Source organism: Pollutibacter soli, from assembly GCA_029269725.1.
In the GTDB taxonomy this organism is placed as follows: Bacteria; Bacteroidota; Bacteroidia; order Chitinophagales; family Chitinophagaceae; genus Pollutibacter; species Pollutibacter soli.
Genome location: JARJHS010000002.1, coordinates 467,386 through 489,058, shown reverse-complemented (window position 1 = coordinate 489,058; position 21,673 = coordinate 467,386). Strand labels below are relative to the sequence as shown.

The window sequence follows — 21,673 nt, the reverse complement described above, 5'->3', positions numbered from 1 at the left end:
TGTAGTTAAAAAACATTGTTAATCAAAAGTTTAAGTTTTTCTGATGTAGTAAAGATGTAGACTTTCATTTCAATGTACGAGGTATGTGCGGGTATTTTTGTACTTGCTTATTTATTTTTTGCCTCGCTTAATTTAAAACTACTTGCATATGAAAGGACTCTTAAGGAGGGTACTACTCCCCCTACTCCTCCTCTTTTCCACATTGTCGTGGGCTCAAAGTCAAAAAACCATTTCCGGAAGAGTACTTGACGAAAATTCTGCTGGCCTTCCAGGCGCATCAGTAATGGTCAAGAATTCTTCTGTTGGTACCACAACAAATGAAAAGGGCGAGTTTACTTTATCCGTGCCGGCATCGGCGCAAACCTTAGTTATCAGTTCTGCAGGTTATCAAACAACCGAGATCTCGGTTTCCGGTAACCTCTCATCGATTGCCTTGCAAAGAACCGCAGCTGCCCGGCTTGATGAGGTGGTGGTTGTAGGTTATGGAACACAGAAAAAAAGTCTGGTTACCGGTGCGATCTCCAGTGTTAAAGCAAAAGACCTGGAAAATGTCCCGAACGGACGTATCGAACAAGCTTTACAGGGTCGTGTTTCCGGTGTTACCATTCTCCAGAATTCCGGACAGCCTGGCTCAACTTCAACCATCCGTGTTCGTGGTATCACGACATTCGGTGCCGGTAACAACAACCCACTTTGGGTAGTTGACGGTGTGGTAGTTGATGCCGGTGGTATTGGCTTCCTTAATCAGTCGGATATCGAATCCATTGAGGTTTTGAAAGACGCTGCATCTTCGGCGATTTACGGTACACGTGCTGCTGCAGGTGTTATCCTGGTAACCACTAAAAAAGGTCGCGCTGGTAAAATCAACGTGAGCTTCAACGGATTTTATGGTCAGTCTGCTCCGGCCAAAAGAATGAATTTACTGAATGCTACCCAATATGCAACACTGATGAACGAAAGATCGGTTGCTTCCGGTGGCAATGTTCTTTATCCGGATGTCGCTTCCTTAGGAAAAGGAACCGATTGGCAGGATGCGATATTCAACAACAGCGCAATGCGTTACCTCGGCGAGGTGAGCATGAGTGGTGGTAATGAAAGATCAACTTTCTATCTCTCTGCAGGCTTGCAGGAGCAGGATGGTATCGTTGCTACAGAAATTTCCAATTACAAAAAGTTCAACGTTCGCTTGAACTCAACACATAAGATTTCTAAGATCTTCACATTCGGGCAGACTTTAGGTTATACTCACCAGAAAAGCACCGGACTTGGTAACACCAACAGTGAGTATGGCGGTCCGCTCAGCTCTGCTATCAACCTGGATCCGATCACCAAACTGGTGATCACTGATCCGATTGAAGCAAATTCTGCCCCCTATAGTGTAAACCCTGTTATCCGTGATCCATTTGGAAATCCTTATGGTATTTCATCTATCGTTGGCCAGGAAATGACAAACCCGCTGGCTTATATCCAGACACGTTTAGGCGGTTATAACTGGTCCGATGATTTCGTTGGAAATGCTTACCTGGAAGTAAACATTCTCCCAGAACTTAAATTCCGTTCGACAGTGGGTGCGAAAATGGCGTACTGGGGCGGACAAGGCTTTACGCCGGTGTTCTATCTGAATGCAACAAATGTTGTTAGTCAGAATAATTACGGTAAAAGCGAAAACAAAGGTTTCAACTGGAATATTGAGAATACACTCACCTACAGCAAATCAATCAAGGATCACAGCTTCACTATACTCTTAGGTCAGGGTGCATATGTTGAAAATATTGGTGGTGGTTCTGGTCTTACATTATTCAATCTTCCGATCACCAGGTGGCAGGATGCGTCATTTGGTTTCGACATTCCGCAGACCAGCCGCACATCAGGTGCTTATGATGCTGTAGAGCACAAACTTTCTTCTTTGTTTGCACGCGCAAACTATAGCTACCAGGATAAATATTTGTTTACAGGTATTGTTCGCCGTGATGGTTCTTCCCGTTTTGGCAGCAGCAATAAATTTGGTGTGTTCCCATCCATGTCATTGGGATGGAATATCAGTAAAGAAAATTTCTGGCCCGAAAATGATGTAGTGACTTCTCTGAAACTGAGAGGAAGCTATGGTGTTGTTGGTAGTGATAACCTTGCTGATTTCAGGTATCTCGCAACTGTTGGTGGTGGTTATAATTATGCTATCGGAAGCGGCGCTGATGTTACCACAGGTTACTCACCAAGAACACTTGATAACCCGAATCTTCGTTGGGAAGAAACAAGATCATCAGACATTGGTTTTGATGCGGTTCTTTACAGCAACCTGAATCTTACAGTGAATTTATTCAAGAAGAAAACATCGGGAATTCTGAGGACTGTAAATATTCCTGGTTATGTAGGTGTACCTGAATTGCCATGGGATAACATTGCTGACATGCAGAACATGGGTGTTGAAGTTGAACTTGGATACCGCAAACGTTTTGGTGATGTAAACTTTTCAGCAAATGGTAACGTAACCTACCTGAAAAATGAAGTGACTTATATTTCCTCTGATGCCGATTTCATTCCTGGAGAGGCAGGTTTTCAGTCCATGGGTAATGTTACACAGATCCGCACTGGTTGGTCTTACAATGCTTTCTATGGTTACAAAACCAATGGCATCTTTCAGAACGAGTCAGAAGTTAATGCTTACAAAAATCCAAGCGGACAATTGCTTCAGCCAAATGCACGTCCTGGTGATTTCCGTTGGACAGATATGAATAATGATGGTGTTATCAATGAAGATGATAAAACCAATCTCGGTACCAATCTTCCGAAATGGACCTATGGCCTTACATTGAATGCTGAATACAAAGGATTTGATCTGATGGTATTCACGCAGGGTGCTGCTGGTGCTAAAATTTTCCAGGGCCTCCGTCGTCTCGACATCCTCAATTCAAACTACACCGATAAAGCGATGAGTCGCTGGCATGGTGAAGGCACTTCAAATGATTATCCAAGACTGGTGTTGAACGATCCTAATGGAAACTTCAGCAATATGTCTGATTTCTATCTTGAAAAAGGTGATTACCTGAGAATAAAACTGGTTACCATCGGTTATACGTTGCCAAGACAACTGTTTGGAAATATCCCTGTATCGAGGCTTCGTTTCTATATTACCGGAGAGAACCTGCTGACTTTCACCAATTACTCCGGATATGATCCTGAAGTTGGTGGTGGTGTTTATGGTATTGACAAAGGTCAGTATCCACAGGCGCGTTCAATTCTTGGTGGTCTCCAAATTCAATTTTAATTCTTTCAACATTCTCATATGAAACATATAAGAAAATATTCACTGCCTGCTATAGCATTCTCACTGTTGCTGGCATCCTGCGGTAAGGATTTTGTTACCGTGGAACCGCGCGGGCAATTTCTTTCTGAAAACTATTATTCAACTGCCGGCCAGGCTTATGATGCTCTGGTGGGTGTTTATGATGTATTGCGCAAAAACGCTGGCGGATTTGAAAACATGATCACGATGATGAACGCAGGTTCTGATGATCATTTCGCTGGTGGTGGTGGTGCATCTGATGGTGCGGGTATCCAGGGTTTTTCAAACTATACCCTCAATTCCAACATCATGCCCGGTAGTTTCTGGAATGATCACTACCAGGGTATTTATCGTGCAAACATGTTACTGTCACGCATAGGCGCGATCAGTATGGACGCTGCAACAAAAGCAAGGTATGAAGCTGAAGCAAAAGCACTTCGTGCGATTTACTACTTCAACCTTGTACGCATGTTCAAAAACATTCCATTACTGCTGGAGCCCTTGACAACCGGCAACATGTATGATGTTGAACAAACCAGTCCTGAAGCAATTTATGCGCAGATCGAAAAAGATCTTACAGAAGCCATAGCTGTTTTACCAACAACTATTACCCTGGAAACTGAAGCTGGCCGATTGACAAAAGTTGCCGGCCAGGCCATGCTGGGTAAAGTGTATTTATATGAAAAGAAAAATGCTGAAGCAGCAGCCATACTTGCAGAGGTAAACGGAACTCCCGGACAAACTACTGCTGCAGGTAAACGCTTACTGACTAATTTTTCTGATCTCTGGGTTTTCACCAACAAGTTCAACAGCGAATCCATCCTCGAAGCAACGCACACAAACAAAGCAAACTCTGACTGGGGTTTCTGGGGTTCAGGTGCTGATGAAGGAAATACCGTTAACCAGATGGTGGGACCAAGAAGTTATTCAAGGCCTGCTGGTTCACCTGCACCTGATATACCATCAGGATGGAGCTTCAATGTAATCACACAGGAATTGTATGATCTGCTGAAAAGTGATCCGCGTTTTGCGTCAACCGTTCTCGATATGAAAGCACTTAAAGCTGCTGGTCAGGCGGATTATATTGAAGGGTACCAGAACACAGGTTACTTCCTGAACAAGTTCATTCCACGTCGTTCAGACATCACTTCTGGTGGGGGTTCAGTTGAATTGAACTATCAGCAGAACGATTATATCATTCGTCTTGCGGATACTTACCTGATGGAAGCAGAAGCATTGGGTGGAACAGGTGCAAGGGCGCAGGCGCTTCTCAATGCCGTACGGGCAAGAGTTGGATTGGGGTCAGTTCCTGTTTCACTGAGCGCGATTAAAACTGAACGCAGACTCGAACTCGCAGGTGAAGGACATCGTTTCTTTGACCTTGTTCGGTGGGGTGATGCACCGGCAGCATTGGGAAGCAGGGGATTTACCGCTGGCAAAAGCGAGATCTTCCCGATTCCTTTCCGTGAGTTGCAGGGTACCAAACTTGTTCAGAATCCTAACTACCAATAAACCCTTAGAACATGAAGAAAATAACAATCATATTCAGTTTAACGGCTTTGCTGGCAGGTGCGGGTTGTCAGAAAGAAGGTATTGATGACGACCTTTCATTTCTGAAGTCCGCTAAGACCAATAACAACAACAAAGTCTTTGATATAACAAATGACAATTCCGGAAGAGTAACCATTACTCCCACAGGTGAAGGCGCTACATCATATATCGTGAATTTCGGACATGGAACAGGGGCGGATGCATCTGCAACTGTTAGCCCGGGTAATAGTGCAACGCATGCTTATCCTGAAGGAAATTATACCGTAACGATAGTTTCAAAAAGTATGTCTGGAGAGGAATCTTCTGCAGATTATCCTTTGCAGGTGACTTACCGCGCACCAGAGAATATAAATGTCACTACAACAACAAACGTTCATAACATCAAAGTGAAAGCTGATGCGCTTTATGCAGCATCATACCTGGTCTACTTCGGTGATGTTGCAAACGAAGCAGGAACACCGCTAGCCGCGGGTGCTGAAGTTTCTCACGATTATGCAACCGCAGGAACCTACGACGTGAAAGTGGTAGCATTAAGCGGTGGTGCTGCGAAATCAGAAAAAACAACACCGGTAGTTATCTATGATGCATTTGGTTTGCCAATCAGTTTTGATGAAAGCACAATCAATTATTTCTTTGGCACGTTCGGCGGAGGCCAGCAATTTGCAACGGTTGATAATCCAAGTAAAACTGGAATTAACACAAGCGATAAAGTTGGAAAATTCACCCGCGGGTGGGAAAACTGGAGTGGTACCTACAGTCCGCTGAATACGCCCATTGACATGGCACAGGGCAAGGTAATAAAAGTGATGGTATACAACCCTGATCCCGCTTTGATCGGTAAGAAACTGAATGTTGAACTCGAGTGGGGACCTATTGACAATGGAATTGCTGTTAAGAAAACCGCAATCACAAAATCCGGTCAATGGGAAGAACTCACCTTTGATTTCAGTGATATCGCGGCAATTCCTGGTAATGCAAAATTCCCGCAGCTGGTACTCAGGTTCGCTGATGATGTAACCGGTGAGGGTGCAGGCGGTGTGAATTCTGTAATCTACCTGGACAATTTCAGACAAACCAATTAAACAATTTATTACCATGACACGATTCATAAAATATTGTTCAGCACTGTTGATGATCGCTTTGGTGATTTTCAGCTGCGACAAACAGGATTATAAAATGGGCGACCTCACTGCTCCTTCCAATGTGGCCATCAATACAACTATTGTCGGCCAGGATGCAACACATCCGGATGGTGATGGTTCCGGCGATGTAATTATTGAGCTCACTGGCAGCAATGTTCTTTCCTATAAAATCGACTACAATGCTGCGGATGGAATTGCGCTTGAATTTCTACCCACAGGTAAAACAACCCGTAAGTACACTTCAATTGGAGTGAACACTTATCGCATCACTGTTGTTGCCTACGGCCCGGGCGCTACGCCAACAACAGTAACAAAAGACATCCAGGTGAGAAGTGACTTTACACCTGATGCTTCTGTAGTCGATTACCTGACCGGTGGTTCTTCAAAGGTTTGGAGAGTAAATAAAGATATCCCTGCCCATTTTGGAGTTGGTCCGTGGAGTTCAACTTCGGTTACCCCTGAATGGTGGTCAGCAAACCCAAATGAAAAAGTAGGATGCTGCAATTGCTTTTACACAGCAACATTCACTTTCACCAAACAGGCAAACGGAACATTCTCTATGGAATCTAAAACACCGGATGGTGCATTTACAAAAACAGGTTCACTGGCAGGAGGTCTTCCGGGTATTCCTGCGTCAGGTGATGAGGCTTGTTACGCATATTCCGGTGGTACATCTTCATTTTCATTTGTGCCTTCCGGTTCAGGTATTGCGGCTTCAACCCCTTCAACGAAGACCGCAATCCTGTTGGGAGGTAACACAACATTTATCGGGTATGGCGCATTGTTGAAAGAATATGAGATTCTTTCCATCACCGAAGACGAGTTGTATCTCAGGGCTCAGGGAACAGAAACCGGCAACGCCTGGTACCTGAAATTAAAAGCTGACTAGGATTTATCCGAATATTCGTTTCGTTGCAAGCAGTAAGCAAAGGCGCGGGGCATTTTTGCCCTGTGCCTTATTTTCTCTCCTGATTTTTCTACGGTCAATAATTCCTGATTAATTTATCCTGAACAATAATCATCCCAGATGAAGAAAAAAAACCTTTACCTGTTTTTGTTCACCAGCGGATTTTGCTTTTTACTGTTGAACTGTAAGAAAGATGAAGATCTTCCGCCACCCGTAGTACCTGTAATTAAAGTGGAAGGATCGAGTGTTGAAAGAACTACATCACCAGGCATTTTGCGTTTTGTAGTTTCCCTCAATAAGACAACCACAGTTCCTGTTTCCGTAGATTATCAATTGGCCGAGGGAACAGCAAAAGCACCAGCTGATTTTACTATGGCAAATGGAACAATTACTATTCCGGCTAACCAGGTACAAAAGGAGATTGAAGTAAATATTGCAGGCGACCCGAATAATAACCGCGGCAAAAATCTTGAGTTCCAGGTACAGCTCAGTAATGCAAAAGCTGGTGCCATCGGCGTGAATTCTGCAACAGGGATAATTGTTACCGAAAATGGTACAAATCTTACCACGGATAATGCCGGCTATAGCACACCGTTAGACTACCCAGGTTATACCAGGGTCTGGAATGATGAATTTGCTGGCAATCTCCTTGACCAGAGCTTCTGGAATTATGAATCAGGAAATGGCAGCAATGGATGGGGAAATAACGAACTGGAATATTACACCAACAGCCACAAAAACAGTTTTCTTTCCAACGGCAATCTCATCATTGAAGCACGCAAAGAAACAGTAAGCGGTTTTGAGTTCACTTCTGCAAGGCTCACTACGCAGAATAAAAAACAATTCACTTTCGGTCGCATAGATATCCGCGCGAAGTTGCCTGTTGGTAAAGGAATCTGGCCTGCACTCTGGATGCTCGGCGCAAATATCAATACCGTTTCCTGGCCCGCCTGTGGAGAAATCGATATCATGGAACTGGTAGGCACTTACCCCGCAAGAACGCATGGTACTTTGCATTGGAAACCGGTGAATGGAACAAACACATCCAAAGGCAAAGAATACAACCTGAACTCCGGAGACTTTTCAAAAGAGTTCCATGTTTTCAGTATCATCTGGAAGGAAAATTCCATTGAATGGCTGGTGGATGATAATCTTTTTCTCGTGATCACAAAAGCCGATGTTGATCCCGCTAATTATCCATTCAATGCCCCGCAGTTTTTCATTTTCAATGTAGCTGTAGGTGGCAACTGGCCCGGGCCTCCTGATGCAAACACACCGTTCCCGCAAAGAATGTTTGTTGATTATGTACGCGTATTTCAGCAGTAATTAATGCTCTTTTGAAAACCGGTTTGATAAAACGATTGCTATGCGATTGATATTATTTTTATTAATGCCTGCTATGTTATTTGCAGGTTCAGACCCTTCCAAAAAAAATAAGAAAAAGAAAAAGTGGAAACTGACCTGGAGTGAAGAATTCAATTATAATGGTATGCCCGACAGCGGCAAATGGACCTATGATACAGGCGGTCATGGCTGGGGCAACAACGAACTGCAATACTATACCGAAGCATCTCCAAAAAATGTACAGGTAAGCAATGGTACATTGAAGATTAATGCGATTAAAGAAGAAAAGGACGGAAAACAATACACCTCCGCCCGGCTCATCACGAGAGGAAAAGCTGGTTTCACCTATGGTAAAATTGAGATCCGCGCAAAACTTCCACCAGGTCGTGGATTGTGGCCCGCCATCTGGATGCTGGGAAACAATATAAACACAGTAGACTGGCCGGAATGTGGAGAGATAGACATTATGGAACATGTTGGTTTTGAAAAAGATTCCATCTTTGGTACGGTTCATACCAAAAGTTATAACCATGTGATCGGGACTCAGAAAACAAAGAAGGCGTTCATCAAAGATCCATATGGAAGTTTTCACGTGTACTCAATAGAGTGGACACCTGAAAAAATGGACTTTTTACTGGATGGAAAAGTATTCAATCATTTTGCAAACGAGCATAAAACCATTTCGGAATGGCCTTTTGATTTTCCTTTTTACCTTGTTCTGAATATTGCAGTCGGTGGAAACCTGGGCGGTATGAAAGGTCTTGACGAAAATGTGTTCCCTGCGACGATGGAAGTGGATTATGTCCGTGTATATTCTAATCAATAGTGGAGAGTAGATATTGAACATCATTATGAAACTGAGAAAAAAAATATCAGCACCTGTGAAACGATTTTTCATTACCACCCTACTGACATTTACTTTACTGAGTTGCGGACAAAAATCTGATCCGCCACCACCGGGGCCACCAGATCCGCCGCTTACCAACGAAGTTGATTTCTGGCTAACGAAAGGTGATGAGACTGTTAAACTGAAAAAACAAACAGATATCCTCGCATTCAGAACAACGGTTAATCAATATCCAACGATTGAAGTAGATGAGAATTCAAAATTTCAAACCATCGATGGATTCGGATATACATTAACCGGTGGTAGCGCAGAGGTAATCAATTCTCTTACTGCAGACAAACGAATCGAATTACTCGAAGATCTTTTTGGATCAGCGGCAAATTCGATCGGTGTAAGTTACTTACGCATAAGCATAGGCGCATCCGATCTGAGTTCTGCTCCTTTTACTTATGATGATGTTCCTGCCGGCGAAACAGATATCAACCTGGATAAGTTCAGCCTGCAACCCGACAAAGAACATCTCCTCCCGATCCTTAAAAAGATTCTAGAGATTAATCCATCGATAAAAATTCTTGCAACTCCATGGACACCACCGGTATGGATGAAAGACAATGGAAGTTTTATCGGTGGCAGTTTAAAGACACAGTACCAGGGAGTATATGCTCAGTATTTTGTGAAGTACATCAACGCGATGAAAGCAGAAGGTATCACCATCGATGCGATTACCCCGCAGAACGAACCGTTGCACCCGGGAAACAATCCAAGCCTTTTGATGACAGCTGCACAACAGGCAGACTTCATAAAAAACAATCTGGGACCCGCATTTCAGGCAGCAAATATTTTCACCAAAATCATCATCTACGATCATAATTGCGACAAACCAGAATATCCGATCTCGATTTTAAACGATAATGCTGCGAAAGCTTTCATTAACGGATCGGCATTCCATTTGTACGCAGGCGATATCAGCGCACTCTCAGCTGTTCGTGCAGTACATCCTGACAAGGCAGTATATTTCACAGAGCAGTATACAGCATCGAATGGAAATTTTGGTGGCGATTTAAAGTGGCACCTGAAAAATGTAATCATTGGTTCTATGAGAAACTGGAGCCGTAATGCGCTCGAATGGAACCTCGCGAATAATGCGGCATTCGGTCCACACACACCAGGTGGTTGTACCGTTTGTAAAGGAGCTATCACCGTTGAATCCGGTTCAGCTTACACCAAAAACGTGGCTTACTATATCATTGCTCACGTTTCCAAATTTGTTCCACCCGGATCCATCCGCATATCCAGCACCGTTACCGGAAATCTTCAGAACGTTGCGTTTAAAACTCCTGATGGCAAAAAAGTTTTAGTGGTCGAAAACGATGGCTCAAATACTGAGCTCTTCAATGTCAAATACAACGGTAAATGGTTTGTGGCGTCTTTGCAGGCCGGTTCTGTGGCGACTTTTGTCTGGTAGACCTGGCAGGTCTTAAACCTGCCAGGTTGGGGGGTAGCCCATAAACCCAATTTTTGCTGGTCGTCGGGCTGTCTACAGGCTAAAAAATGCCAACCTGAGAGGTCTTAGACCTCCCAGGTTGGGGGTTCCAAAAAACTTTAAAATCAGCCGATTTCCATCTTCGCCGGTAATGTGAACCTGGCAGGTCTTAAACCTGCCAGGTTTTTTTAGCAAGGTAGCTGCACCCGGAAGGTAGTTCCCATACCCGGTTGACTTTCCGCAGTAATTGTACCTCCATGATTTTATACTACTTTTTTAGCGATCGATAAACCAATGCCTGTTCCGCTGAAGGCAGTTTTACTGTGCAGGCGGATAAACATCTGGAAAATCCAGGTATCCGGGAAATACCTGGACCTGACGAAGTGGTACTTTCAGATCATGGGAAGCAGCATACGCAAACTATTCGAGAATCCTGTTGTAACGTTCCGGTTACTCAAATTTTTCGTTTAAGCTCAGGTTGAAAATTTTTCGGCTTTATAAAATCATAAAAATGCAAACCCACTTGAATGAATGATTTTGTAAAAATTCTGACACCATCACGTAACCGGAATTAACTATTTGTATAACCTTTTGATAATTTTTCGCGGATCATTTTTTCTTTCTCTTTAACGGCCCTATCCTCGTCTTCAAATGTTTTAATTTGGGTCTGACCCCTGGTCCCGATTTTTCCAAAACGAACAACCAGTTTTTGTTGATCAACTGCAACTTCCCAGAATTTACTACTTCCCCCTTCTGTACTTATCAACCGTACATATTGTAGATGGTCATAAGCTCCGGCCGGTTTTAAAGTCGGGTCCGGTTTGTTTTCAACAAAAAGTTTAGCGCGATCTTCGGTCAGACTTTCTGTTCCGACAAATACAGGTTCTTCTTCCTGCATTCGTTTAATGATCTGCTCGATTACTCTTGAAGGATGATGCAACCAGTCTTTTGCAAACACAGTAATCGTTTTCCATCCAAACACCCTCAATATTTCAGGTCGCTGGTAATACTGTTCCATCAGATTCTCATTACTATAATGCAGGTCATCATCAATCAGTATACTTAAAGAATATTTATCTGGTTCGGTATCTGAAACAATGGCAAGTGAACATTTAAATCCTGATTGCCCGATATTTTCCATCACCTGGTATCCTCTTGCAACCAATACCTGCTTTATCTCTTTTGCAACAATTGAAGTTGAATTTGATTGAACTTTTTCCTTTTTCAGAATAAGACTATCCAGGATTGTCCTGGCCATTTTCATATTGCCTCTGCTCACTTCTTCTGCATAATGTAAAAATCTGCGGAAATAACTGGCACCTTCATTATACTCATTCGTTATTTGGTGGTGATGAATACTGCTCACAATCGCCATGTGCTTTTTAGCCCTGCTGAAAATTACATTCAATCTTTTCTCTCCGCCCTTCTTATTGATGGGCCCGAAATTCATGATCATCTTTTTCCGCGAATCGGGTCCATAACAAATGCTCATGATAATGATATCACGTTCATCACCCTGGATGTTTTCGAGATTCTTCACAATCAAACCGACATACTGATCATTCTCGGTTCGATTATATGCTTCTTCCAATAATTGTTCGAACTCTTTGTCAGTCGCGGCTAGGGTAGAAAGCGCATCTTCAATGGTCTGCTGCTGTTCCTGACTGAAAGCCACGATACCAATACTTTCATTAACTTTTCGTTTCAATAACTCGCAAACCAACCCGGCTATATATTCCGCTTCACCTGCATTTGAACGCTTTTCATAAACGCTGTTGGTTTGAAAATGAAATGAAATACTGCGATCAAAAATCGCATCTGTATTTTTTACTGCTTCCGCAGGTTGACTTACTTCAATATCCTGCTTATCCTTGTGATGAATTACCTGGTCGGGGATGGTCAGCAGATCAGCTTCATAAAAGGCGTGATTGCTATAGCTGATTAAAGTTTCATAGCGACTGCGATAATGCCATCCAAGCATAACACTTTTCATTTTTCGCGAGCCTTGCGAAAGCAGGCTATCAGTATCGTTATTCAGCAGGTCATCTATTCCAGTATCCGCTGTGTCGAGATCATCGGGGTCTTCAGCCTTCGCAGAGAAAAAATTTGTCGGTGGCATTTGTCTCTCATCTCCAACAATAATGGTTTGCGGCGCACGATACAAAGCAGGAACGCCTTCTTCGAGAGTTATCTGGCTGGCTTCATCAAAAATGACTACATCAAAATAGCTGGTATCAACAGGTAAACTATCACTCACACTTAAGGGACTCATTAACCAGATAGGTTTCAGATCTTTTAGTACCTGTCCGCTTTCCTTCGCAGCAAGATCCCTGATGCTCTTGAATCGCATGCTTTTCCCAAATTCGTTCTCCAGAATTTTTCTGCCCTCTGTATACTCCTTTTTAAAAACACGTTGCTCAGGATTCAATTGGCTCAGGGCCATATTACTCAGATCGAGGTGATTGAGAAAATTCGTTCTTGCACGCGCACGAATAATTGCGGCGTTCAATTTCAGCAGATCGTTGTAACAGTTTTTTAATTGTAATGCGGAGTGCTCAATTGTTTGTCCATCGCTGTTTTCAAAGTGTTTCTTATGCTGGTAAAAGTGCCTTAGGGTTTTGTTTGCCATTGCCGCTTCCATTTGTTTTGGAGCTAAAGGCAATGTTCTAAGCGACCGTTTCATCTGCTCCGGAAAACGTGCATATTTTTTCAAAGAAGGAAGCAGGTCTGGAAGATTATCCAGATTCGCCTCAATATTTTCCAGGTCGTCCTTAAGTTCAGTTATGGTTTTCTGATCATAGTGCAGCAATAATTCAGTAAGGCAAGCTTCCAGTTGCCAAATCGTTGAGTTGATGCCGTACAATGCCCTGATCAGTTTTTCAGAAGAATCTGAACCGATTAAAAAGTCAACTTCCGGATCACCTTTTTTTGACCGGATCCGCTCAATACCTACGTAGCTCATATCAAGATTCAGCAAACCAAATTTCTGTTCGAGTTTGTATTCCAAAGCCGAAACATCTTTTTGAAGAGCATATGCTCTGATTAACTGCGTGAGGATCTGAACATATTTCGGTCTAACCTGGTGTGAAGAGAAATTATAGGATTGATTGAGCGTCTTCTTCAGTTTTCTCCAATCACCATTAAAAAAACTGAAAAAAGATTTTTCATTTTGCTCCGCAATCTGCAATGCACGTTGAGCATCCGTTTCTGAAAGTTTGACATTCCAACCTTTATTCTCATCAGTGGACTGCACCAATTGTCTGCGCAAATCCTTCAACAACTTATAATCCTGTTCAAACTCTCTGGATTCAATACTGCCAAAATCAACCAATTTGATATTGCCCGTTTCGGCAAGTGGATACAACAAAACAGCATCTTCAACCAATGCTTTCATTGAACTGAACCTCAACATCTGTACAGATGTGATATCCGCGTTTTTATATACTACTGAAATCTCTTCAAGCAATCCTGAAGCATGTCTGACGAGTTTTGCAATCTGTCCCTGTGGATCCATATGCAGGAAAATGGCATCCCGAAGCATATTAAAGGGATGTTCAGCAAAACCAGGAGCAGCAGCAGATTCTTCAAGAAGCCGACTTAGCTCATCAATGGTTACACCACATTGTTGCCATTCGAGATAATGTGGCAATAATTCTTCATCGGCTTTTGAAAGATTCGTAAGATGTGGTTTCAATTCAATCAGCCGCTCGATTAATTTACGCAGCTCAATTCCGCCATGGTCAGCAAGATTCGAATTTGTAAGATGGTAATCGCGGATAATTGAAAGATGATGGACTAATTTTTCAATTACTGCAGCACGGGATTTTTCAATCTTCTGCAGATCCGCTTTCTGTTTTATAAAATCTTCGTAAGTAGATTTTAAGTTTTTCACGAACTCGCGCTTGTCACCCTGGCTGTCGTGAATATAACAGCAGAGTTCGTCCAGACCCTGTTGTTTCAAGCGATGAAACACCACATCAAGTGCGGCTCTTTTCTCGCAAACGAAAAGTACACTTTTGCCCTGGCCAGTGAAATCAGCAATCAGGTTGGTTATGGTCTGACTCTTTCCGGTGCCAGGAGGACCTTGTATTATATAACTCTCGGTTGTTCTTGCCTGCAGGATTGCTTTTGTTTGCGTAGGATCTGCTGCGATAACATGGTACCATGGTTCAGGGATGTTCAAGTCATAGCGATAATCGGCATAACGCTTTGGCTCCTCACTGAATAAATGTTCAAATACATGGTGCGGCACTCCTTCATCGATTACTTTATTGTAATCCCTGACCAGGCTCATCTTTTTATAATTGAAATTGCCCAGTACAATATTACACACATCAAAATCCCAACTGTACGGATTTTCTTCGCTTTCCACGATCTCGTATAGCTGCCGCTCTTTATCCCCGGTCAATTGATGTGAGCTGATTTTTATTTCATCATTGATCAGAAACTCCAGCATTGTTGCCTTGGGTTCAACATATTGCCTGAAAATCTCAAGACCTAATGGTTTATAACTATCATACTGGTAACTATAAGAAAGATTTTTATAACTCTCCGAAATCCCTTTGTTTCTCCGCAATCTTTTTTTGTAATTGCTCACCGTCTGGCGTGCAACACTATGTACAATTTTGATACGGGGCTTATCGATATAATGAATGACAATACCCTGGTTGGCATGATCAATCTGTTCTTTCAGTTTCTTAAAAAAAGATTCAAGCGTCGTATCATCGAGATCTATAAAGTCCGGAAGCTGTATTCCATATAACTCACGAAGCTGGTTGGACAACACAGGGTTTATTTCGGCCTCGTTGGCGAGGATTCGCATCACATAATGATCTTCCTTCAGCTTCTTATTTTTTTTGAGTTCAACCGGGATCAGCAGCAACGGACTTTGTATTCTCTCATTTTTATCGTCTTTCAGGTTATGCCAGTTCAGGAATGCAATAACAAGCTTTAACTGGCTGAATCCATATTCCTGGATATCATGCTGCGCTTCAGTACGAATTTTATCTAATGAAGAACCGAGGTATTGGTGATCTTCAAAACGCAGGTATTTATTCAATACAATCTCTTTCATATCTCTCACCCTGCCTGAAATTTCTGCGTTCCATGTAAATAAAAGTTCGGGCCGGATACTTTGATAATGCAATACCATCGGAACACTGCTCACTGTCAGATTCACAAAACGCATATTCGGTTTATAATAAAGCAAGCGATTGCGACGACTGGTATCAAAAAGACGATTGCGAAGTTTACTGAGAATATACTGACCTTTACTAATGATTTCTTTTGTCTTCCAGCCCGCAACCTTAGTTAAATCTACCTGACGTTCGCCATCAAAATCACGATAATTTTCGAGCCGGGAAATGACATCATATAAATCCTGCGACCTTCTGCTTCGGTTGAGTTCGGTCATTTCAGTGATGAGCGTACTGATCGTTGGATGGATCCTGTTGTTGTAATAAGCCGGATTTTTTCTGTAATTGACAAATAATTCGAAATCGCTTTCATCATATAAATCCAGCGAAAGCGACATAGAACCCAACACAAGACCCAGGCAAAAAATATCTGTCAGATCATCGTGATGACCAGCCAGCATTTCGAAACACTGATATCCCGGAATATATGCCGGGGTCCTCATAGGTTTTGTTGTATCAAGGTGAATCTGCAGATCTTCCACTGTTTTCGTTCCCTGATCCACATCAACATCTACACGAACATTACCGACGATATCGAAATTTTTCGATCGTCCCTGTTCAAATAAAGAAGTGACTGATGAAATTGATTTTACCGGAGCATGTGCAAAAGATTCATCAATATCAAGCACATGATCGTTTACAGATAATGTCTCTTTATTTTCAAATGGAGCCGTTAGTCCATCTTCATGAAATCCCAGTACTTCTTTGAAAAGCGGTAATACAAACGCGATAACATCATCAGTTGAATAATCACCCTGATCAAAAGCAGTTTCAATAAATTGACTAAAGGGAATTTTTGTTTCCATCGGATAATACATTAATCCTGGTAAATCTGTTCAGATGCAGATTCCTTCACTGCGTAATATGCTTCCAGTGATTTTTGTTTATGCTGCTGTAGTTTTTTCAGACTGTATTTAAACTCTCTAGTGACTATTTCATCGAATGTTTTTTTAAGACCAATTTCTTCTGCAAACTGAAATCCCCATCCGAAAGGAACAATTTCCAATGACTGATCCACCAATATAAAATCCAGCAGTAAATAGCACAGGTATTCTTTTATTGAATGATGAGATGCTTCGACCTGATCAAGAATCTCCGGTGCGAACAGCGCCTGTTCATCACCTGCAAAATCAGGAAAGAATTGCAGTGCCTGGTTCTTTACAACATTGGTACGAAACCATTTCGGTTTCAAAAACAGCTGGAGGAATTTCCGGGTCAGTTTACTTAATTCAATCTGCTTAAGTATGTCCAACTGGTCGAGATCAGCAACACCTTCAATCATCCGGGTGATTTCTTTCTCTGCAGTTTTTGGCCCGGTATGCCAGAGGTGTATTGCCCGTGCCCTTATAAAATTTTCAGGATGCGAAACCGTTGCTGCTTTTGTATTCTTTTCTGTTGTAAATATTTCTTCTGCCTGCCTCACATAACTTTCCGCATTCACCTTATCGAGGCTGGTCGCAATTTTGACAAGCGAAGTGATTACGGGTTCAGTCTTGCCAAGAACAATCAACGCGCCACGATCACAAAAAATTTCTGTATACAATTTGAATAACCTGGCGGTCTCGAAATAAGATCCCTCACTTTGAGGATTATTCGCAATTGCGGTGATGATCCTGTCGGTTATTTCAAGGTCGCCGCTGAGCAGATTGTACAATTGAATATGACTCAGTTCATGAGCAATCACCGAGAGCAACTCGTCGTCATTCAACATGCGGAGAATCGGACCGCTGAAAACGAGACAGGCTTCGTTTTCAAAATAAACCACCGAAGCATTCACTTCTTCTGTATTCTGGGACTGGTACACGGTTACCTGCAGCAGATCCAGGCGCAGAGCGGCCTTCACCCTCTCTACTTTTTCATATATTTCTTTCTCTGCAGAAGGATCAAACTTGTAGCAATTTTTAAGCAGGTCAATTTTGTATTCGTTGATCTGCTCCTTTTTTGTCTTTGCAGAAGCAAAAAACTCCCAGGTCTTTTTCTGTCCGAAGAAATAATCACGAATTTTCAGATGATATATAAGTGGTTCGTGCATATATTTTTTGCTGAGATATGAAAAGGAAATTTACCTAAAATAATTACACCCAGATGAACGGAATTATCGGGGTTCAATGATGCTGCAATTGATAAGTTTTTGCTAAAAATATTGAACGATGGGCAACAAAAAAACCAGTCGGGCCGAGCCCTCCTGGTTTTGTTAAACGCTGTGACCTAAACTATTTTATCCTGACGAGATTGCCATCGGCCAAACCGGTGGTAATCGCTTTCGCATTGGCAAAAAATGAGTTTCTGAAATTTACAGATGCCGTAAATTCTTTCAGCTCATTATTGATCTTCGTCTGAACCTTATCAAAGCTAAGTTTCGAGTATATAGTGTCTGCCAGGGGATAATACTTCATCCTTGGTTCGAAGTCAATATTAAATGCCCATTCAGAGTTATCTACGTCATACTCTTTTGAACCGATCAGGTATAATGAATAACCATTATCAATTTGGATCAATCCAAAATTATAAGCAATCACTTTCGGGTCGGGGCTTTCAGTTTCGCAGATCCGGTGGATCCATTCGCGGATAGTAAGTCGATCGGTTTCCTTAATGATGGAAGCCTGAAGCGAAAGACTGTCGGGGGAACTAATCACCGGTAGTTCATTTTCTGCGACATCGGTTTTGATACTGCAGGAAAATGAGCTTAACAAAACCGGTAGAATTAACAGGTAAAGGTTTCTCATAAAAATGATAAGGAATTTTGGAAAAGGGATGATCAGATAGCACGCGCAAGATTCAGCACCATATACAAAATACAAAATAGAATCTCCAAAGTCAAGAGGGGGTAAAAGCAATTTCGACTTCGCCTGATGGTCACTGTCGGTCATTTTGCAAAGGCTTCATTTTAAACTATATAAATTATGGTGAGCAGCATCTGCTTTAAAAGCTACGTGGTAAGAATACGGATATAGTCAGGAAAAGCTGAAGCTATCAGGTAAAGTTATTCGTTAAAACAAGTGCGGGAATAAGTTAACAATTGTCAATAAAAAAATCCAAAGCCCCTGCATACCAGCATAAAGCTTTGGATGAATTTTATGTAGCGTTTTCAAAAAGTGAAAGTGGGTGATGGAATTTTTTCATCCAGTACCCTGGGCAATTCTTTTTCGGGTGTTTTTGAAAACAATGGCTGTGTAGAAGGATTCGCCGGATATTTTGAACCATCATATTTTAAGAGATGCATCGTAGGTTTAGCAGCACCACTGGTTACAATAAGATCCAGCCAGCGATTGGTTGCTGTTGGTGCAATGATGATCGGATACTCGGTAACAGAAAACTTTGTTATTAATTTTCCTGAGGATGAAAGTAACAATGGGGAGCAACCACCCGAACCACAGAAATAAGGCCCTGATAATTTCACGAAAACCTCTTTTTGTCCATCACCATTGAGATCAAATTCGTGAAACGAAAACTTCCTGCTTTCTTTGCCGATGGATGCGAGGTCTGCTTTGAAAATATCATTAGCCAGTGCATTGCGTACAAGTTCTGCCGTTATTCTGGCGGATGTATTGAAGTTATAATCGTCACCTCCAATACTATCAGTCGGATCAGGGTCGTGCGTTACTGTTTTCGTAGTATCAACGGTACCAACAGAAGAACTCGTATCAAAGGAAACAGTTTCTTCTTCTTTTGATGAATCACCGGAATTACAAGCGATACTAAACATCAACAGAAATGTCGCGGACAGAAGTAAGAAAAATTTCATCGATGGTTTGTTTTAAATAAAAATCCCGGCAAAGAAAATGCGTTGCCGATGAATTGAGGGGGAAAGAGTTTCTTAACTCAATTCGGCTCCTACTTTTTCGACGAGTTTTTTTGTTGCCAGTACGCCTTCGGCATTGGGAAGATAAGATTCGTCTTTTCCCATCGATCTGTACAAACCGCCTTCGTACTCGATGCCAACATATCCTTTAAACCCGGATTTTTTTATGATGGTAAAAAGTCTCCTGAAATCAAGATCGGCGTCTTCACCATCTGCTTTAAACTTATGTGTTTTTGCACTGACACCTTTTGCATAGGGCATCAACTCTTCGACGCCTTTGTATACATCGTATTGTTCTTCGCATTTGGTAGAAAGCCACCCCGCAATATCGTTCGTCACAGGTTTGGAACGTTTAATACAAAAGTTTCCGAAATCAGGCAGTACACCCGCACGAGGATGATTGACTTTTTTCATAATACCCGCAAGCCAGGCTGCATTGCAGGAACGTCCCAGGTGATTTTCAACGATGATGTTGATTCCGGTTTTGTCGCCGTATTCCAGCAACCGGCTGTATCCGTCAACCGAAGCATTGAATTCATCGTCTGATGTTCCCGGCATATCCATCGCTCCGAGGTTAACGCGGATAGCCGAACAACCAAGTGTTTTTGCTGCATCCACCCACGGATAATGTGATTCCACAGCTTTGATTCTTTTCGCCTGGTCGAGATCAGAAATATTCGCACCATCCACCATGATCAGGTTATTTTTTATACCCTCATCAGCGGTTCTTTTTTTCAGATCATTCATGTAGGTGGCGTCAGTGTGTTTGCCGTTGAAGAACATCGAGACATACTCAACCACATTCACACCAAAATCCTTTTTCGCCCTGATCGGAAATTCGAGATTGGTCATTTTCCCACCAGTCAGGTCGCTGAAAAATGAAAACTCGGCAAGAGAAATCTCAAAAAATAAAGGAGGAGATTTAGTTATTCCGGTTTCTGCAAAAATCGAATTACCTGCCAACAGCCCTGCAGCAGAAAAACTCATTTGTTTCAGGAATTCGCGACGATCTCTTTTCATATAGCGCGGTTGATTTTATTGATGAGTTGATATCAGTGTCTAAATATAGAAAAATGAGTGAACGGAAAATCATTTGCATGCCTTTTGAACAAACTAATTCTTTCTACTGCTTTATTCAACCAGATTCTGTGCGCTGTTTCATTCAGTAAATTTATAAGACAATTGAATTTATGTCAGGAAATGAAAATGATGACTCCCCGGTGATGATGCACCTGGAACCTGTGCTGCCGGTACAGGATATCAATGCAACGATTGACTACTGGATGAATGTGCTGGGTTTCCCTTCCCGGTGGAAATGGGGTGATCCTCCCGTGCATGGCGGGGTTGCCGCAGATGGCATACAGGTACAATTTTCGCTCAATCCTCAAGCTGCCGAAAAACATAAAGAATATCTGTGGATACGCGTGAAAAACATCAAAATATTATACGGGTATCACCAGCGGAAAAACGTGGAGATCGTTGAAGAAATGAGTGTAAAACCCTGGGGAATGACGGAATATGTAGTTAAGGAAATTAACGGCCATTTTCTATGTTTTTCTGAAGCTGTAAAGGAACGCGATAAAAAATCGGAATCGCTTCCAGCCGAAGTCCGTATCGTTTCAAGAACACCTGATACAGAAGAATACCGGGCACTGATAAGGTCCGTCGGGTGGCTACCATCAGAAAATGATGAAGTTGTCAGGAAAACACTTTCTGCGCCACTGTATGCTGCGGTAGCGGAAGAGACAATAACAGGTCAGCCCATTGGATGTGCTGTTCTTCTCGGTGATGGCGCAAGTTTTTATTATGTAAAGGATGTTGTTGTAAGCCCCGAATGGCAGGCGAAACATGTAGGCAGTGCGTTGATGAAGGCTATTGACAAATGGCTTGAGCAAAATGGCGAGCCTCATGCGATGGTAGCTTTAATCACCTCGGAAGGATTAACCTCTTTTTATCGTCAGTTTGGATACGAGCCTTCATACAGTATGCAGAAAAAAGTAAAAAGAAAGGAGTAGTTGAAAGTTAAAAGTTTTAGGTGGCAGGTTAAAGTTTGACCTCCGCATGAGCCAAATCATCTTTAATTGCGATAAGAGGTAACGTCCCGGTTCCGGAAGAACAT

General features: G+C 42.3%; 13 protein-coding genes. 8 read left to right on the top strand and 5 right to left on the bottom strand.

Annotated features, from left to right (window positions below; genetic code table 11):
- Window positions 1–148 precede the first annotated feature (148 nt).
- From P2W82_RS06575 to P2W82_RS06545, 7 genes are all read left to right on the top strand, one after another.
- Window positions 149–3,265 carry a SusC/RagA family TonB-linked outer membrane protein gene (locus P2W82_RS06575; protein ID WP_336515055.1) on the top strand — a complete coding sequence of 1,039 codons (3,117 nt, stop codon included), beginning with the start codon at window positions 149–151 and terminating at the stop codon, window positions 3,263–3,265.
- An 18-nt stretch (window positions 3,266–3,283) separates the two neighbouring features.
- Window positions 3,284–4,795: a RagB/SusD family nutrient uptake outer membrane protein gene (locus P2W82_RS06570; RefSeq protein ID WP_336515054.1), complete on the top strand. Its 1,512-nt coding sequence runs from the start codon at window positions 3,284–3,286 to the stop codon at window positions 4,793–4,795.
- 11 nt (window positions 4,796–4,806) lie between these two features.
- Entirely contained in the window at window positions 4,807–5,916 is a 1,110-nt protein-coding gene (locus tag P2W82_RS06565; RefSeq protein WP_336515053.1) for a hypothetical protein, read from the top strand.
- Window positions 5,917–5,929: 13 nt separating this feature from the next.
- Window positions 5,930–6,865: a hypothetical protein gene (locus tag P2W82_RS06560; protein ID WP_336515052.1), complete on the top strand. Its 936-nt coding sequence runs from the start codon at window positions 5,930–5,932 to the stop codon at window positions 6,863–6,865.
- Window positions 6,866–7,003: 138 nt separating this feature from the next.
- Window positions 7,004–8,209 (top strand): family 16 glycosylhydrolase, encoded by a 1,206-nt coding sequence (locus tag P2W82_RS06555; protein ID WP_336515051.1) that lies wholly within the window; start codon window positions 7,004–7,006, stop codon window positions 8,207–8,209.
- Window positions 8,210–8,249: 40 nt separating this feature from the next.
- Entirely contained in the window at window positions 8,250–9,053 is an 804-nt protein-coding gene (locus P2W82_RS06550; protein WP_336515050.1) for a glycoside hydrolase family 16 protein, read from the top strand.
- A 25-nt stretch (window positions 9,054–9,078) separates the two neighbouring features.
- Window positions 9,079–10,539, top strand: coding sequence for a glycoside hydrolase family 30 protein (locus tag P2W82_RS06545; protein WP_336515049.1), 1,461 nt, complete (start codon window positions 9,079–9,081; stop codon window positions 10,537–10,539).
- Window positions 10,540–11,128: 589 nt separating this feature from the next.
- On the opposite strand, the gene P2W82_RS06540 is transcribed toward P2W82_RS06545, so the two are convergent.
- The 5 genes from P2W82_RS06540 to P2W82_RS06520 form a co-directional block, all read right to left on the bottom strand.
- The gene (locus tag P2W82_RS06540) at window positions 11,129–16,558 is read right to left on the bottom strand and encodes an AAA domain-containing protein (protein ID WP_336515048.1); all 5,430 of its coding nucleotides are present in this window, start codon (window positions 16,556–16,558) and stop codon (window positions 11,129–11,131) included.
- 11 nt (window positions 16,559–16,569) lie between these two features.
- Entirely contained in the window at window positions 16,570–17,784 is a 1,215-nt protein-coding gene (locus P2W82_RS06535) for a M48 family metalloprotease (protein ID WP_336515047.1), read from the bottom strand.
- 181 nt (window positions 17,785–17,965) lie between these two features.
- Entirely contained in the window at window positions 17,966–18,478 is a 513-nt protein-coding gene (locus P2W82_RS06530) for a hypothetical protein (protein WP_336515046.1), read from the bottom strand.
- Window positions 18,479–18,840: 362 nt separating this feature from the next.
- Window positions 18,841–19,497, bottom strand: coding sequence for a hypothetical protein (locus tag P2W82_RS06525; protein WP_336515045.1), 657 nt, complete (start codon window positions 19,495–19,497; stop codon window positions 18,841–18,843).
- 72 nt (window positions 19,498–19,569) lie between these two features.
- On the bottom strand, window positions 19,570–20,574 hold the full coding sequence (locus tag P2W82_RS06520) for a sugar phosphate isomerase/epimerase family protein (protein WP_336515044.1): 1,005 nt from the start codon (window positions 20,572–20,574) through the stop codon (window positions 19,570–19,572).
- A gap of 170 nt (window positions 20,575–20,744) precedes the next feature.
- Between P2W82_RS06520 and P2W82_RS06515 the strand changes: the two genes are divergently transcribed.
- On the top strand, window positions 20,745–21,569 hold the full coding sequence (locus tag P2W82_RS06515) for a GNAT family N-acetyltransferase (protein ID WP_336515043.1): 825 nt from the start codon (window positions 20,745–20,747) through the stop codon (window positions 21,567–21,569).
- Window positions 21,570–21,673: the final 104 nt, after the last annotated feature.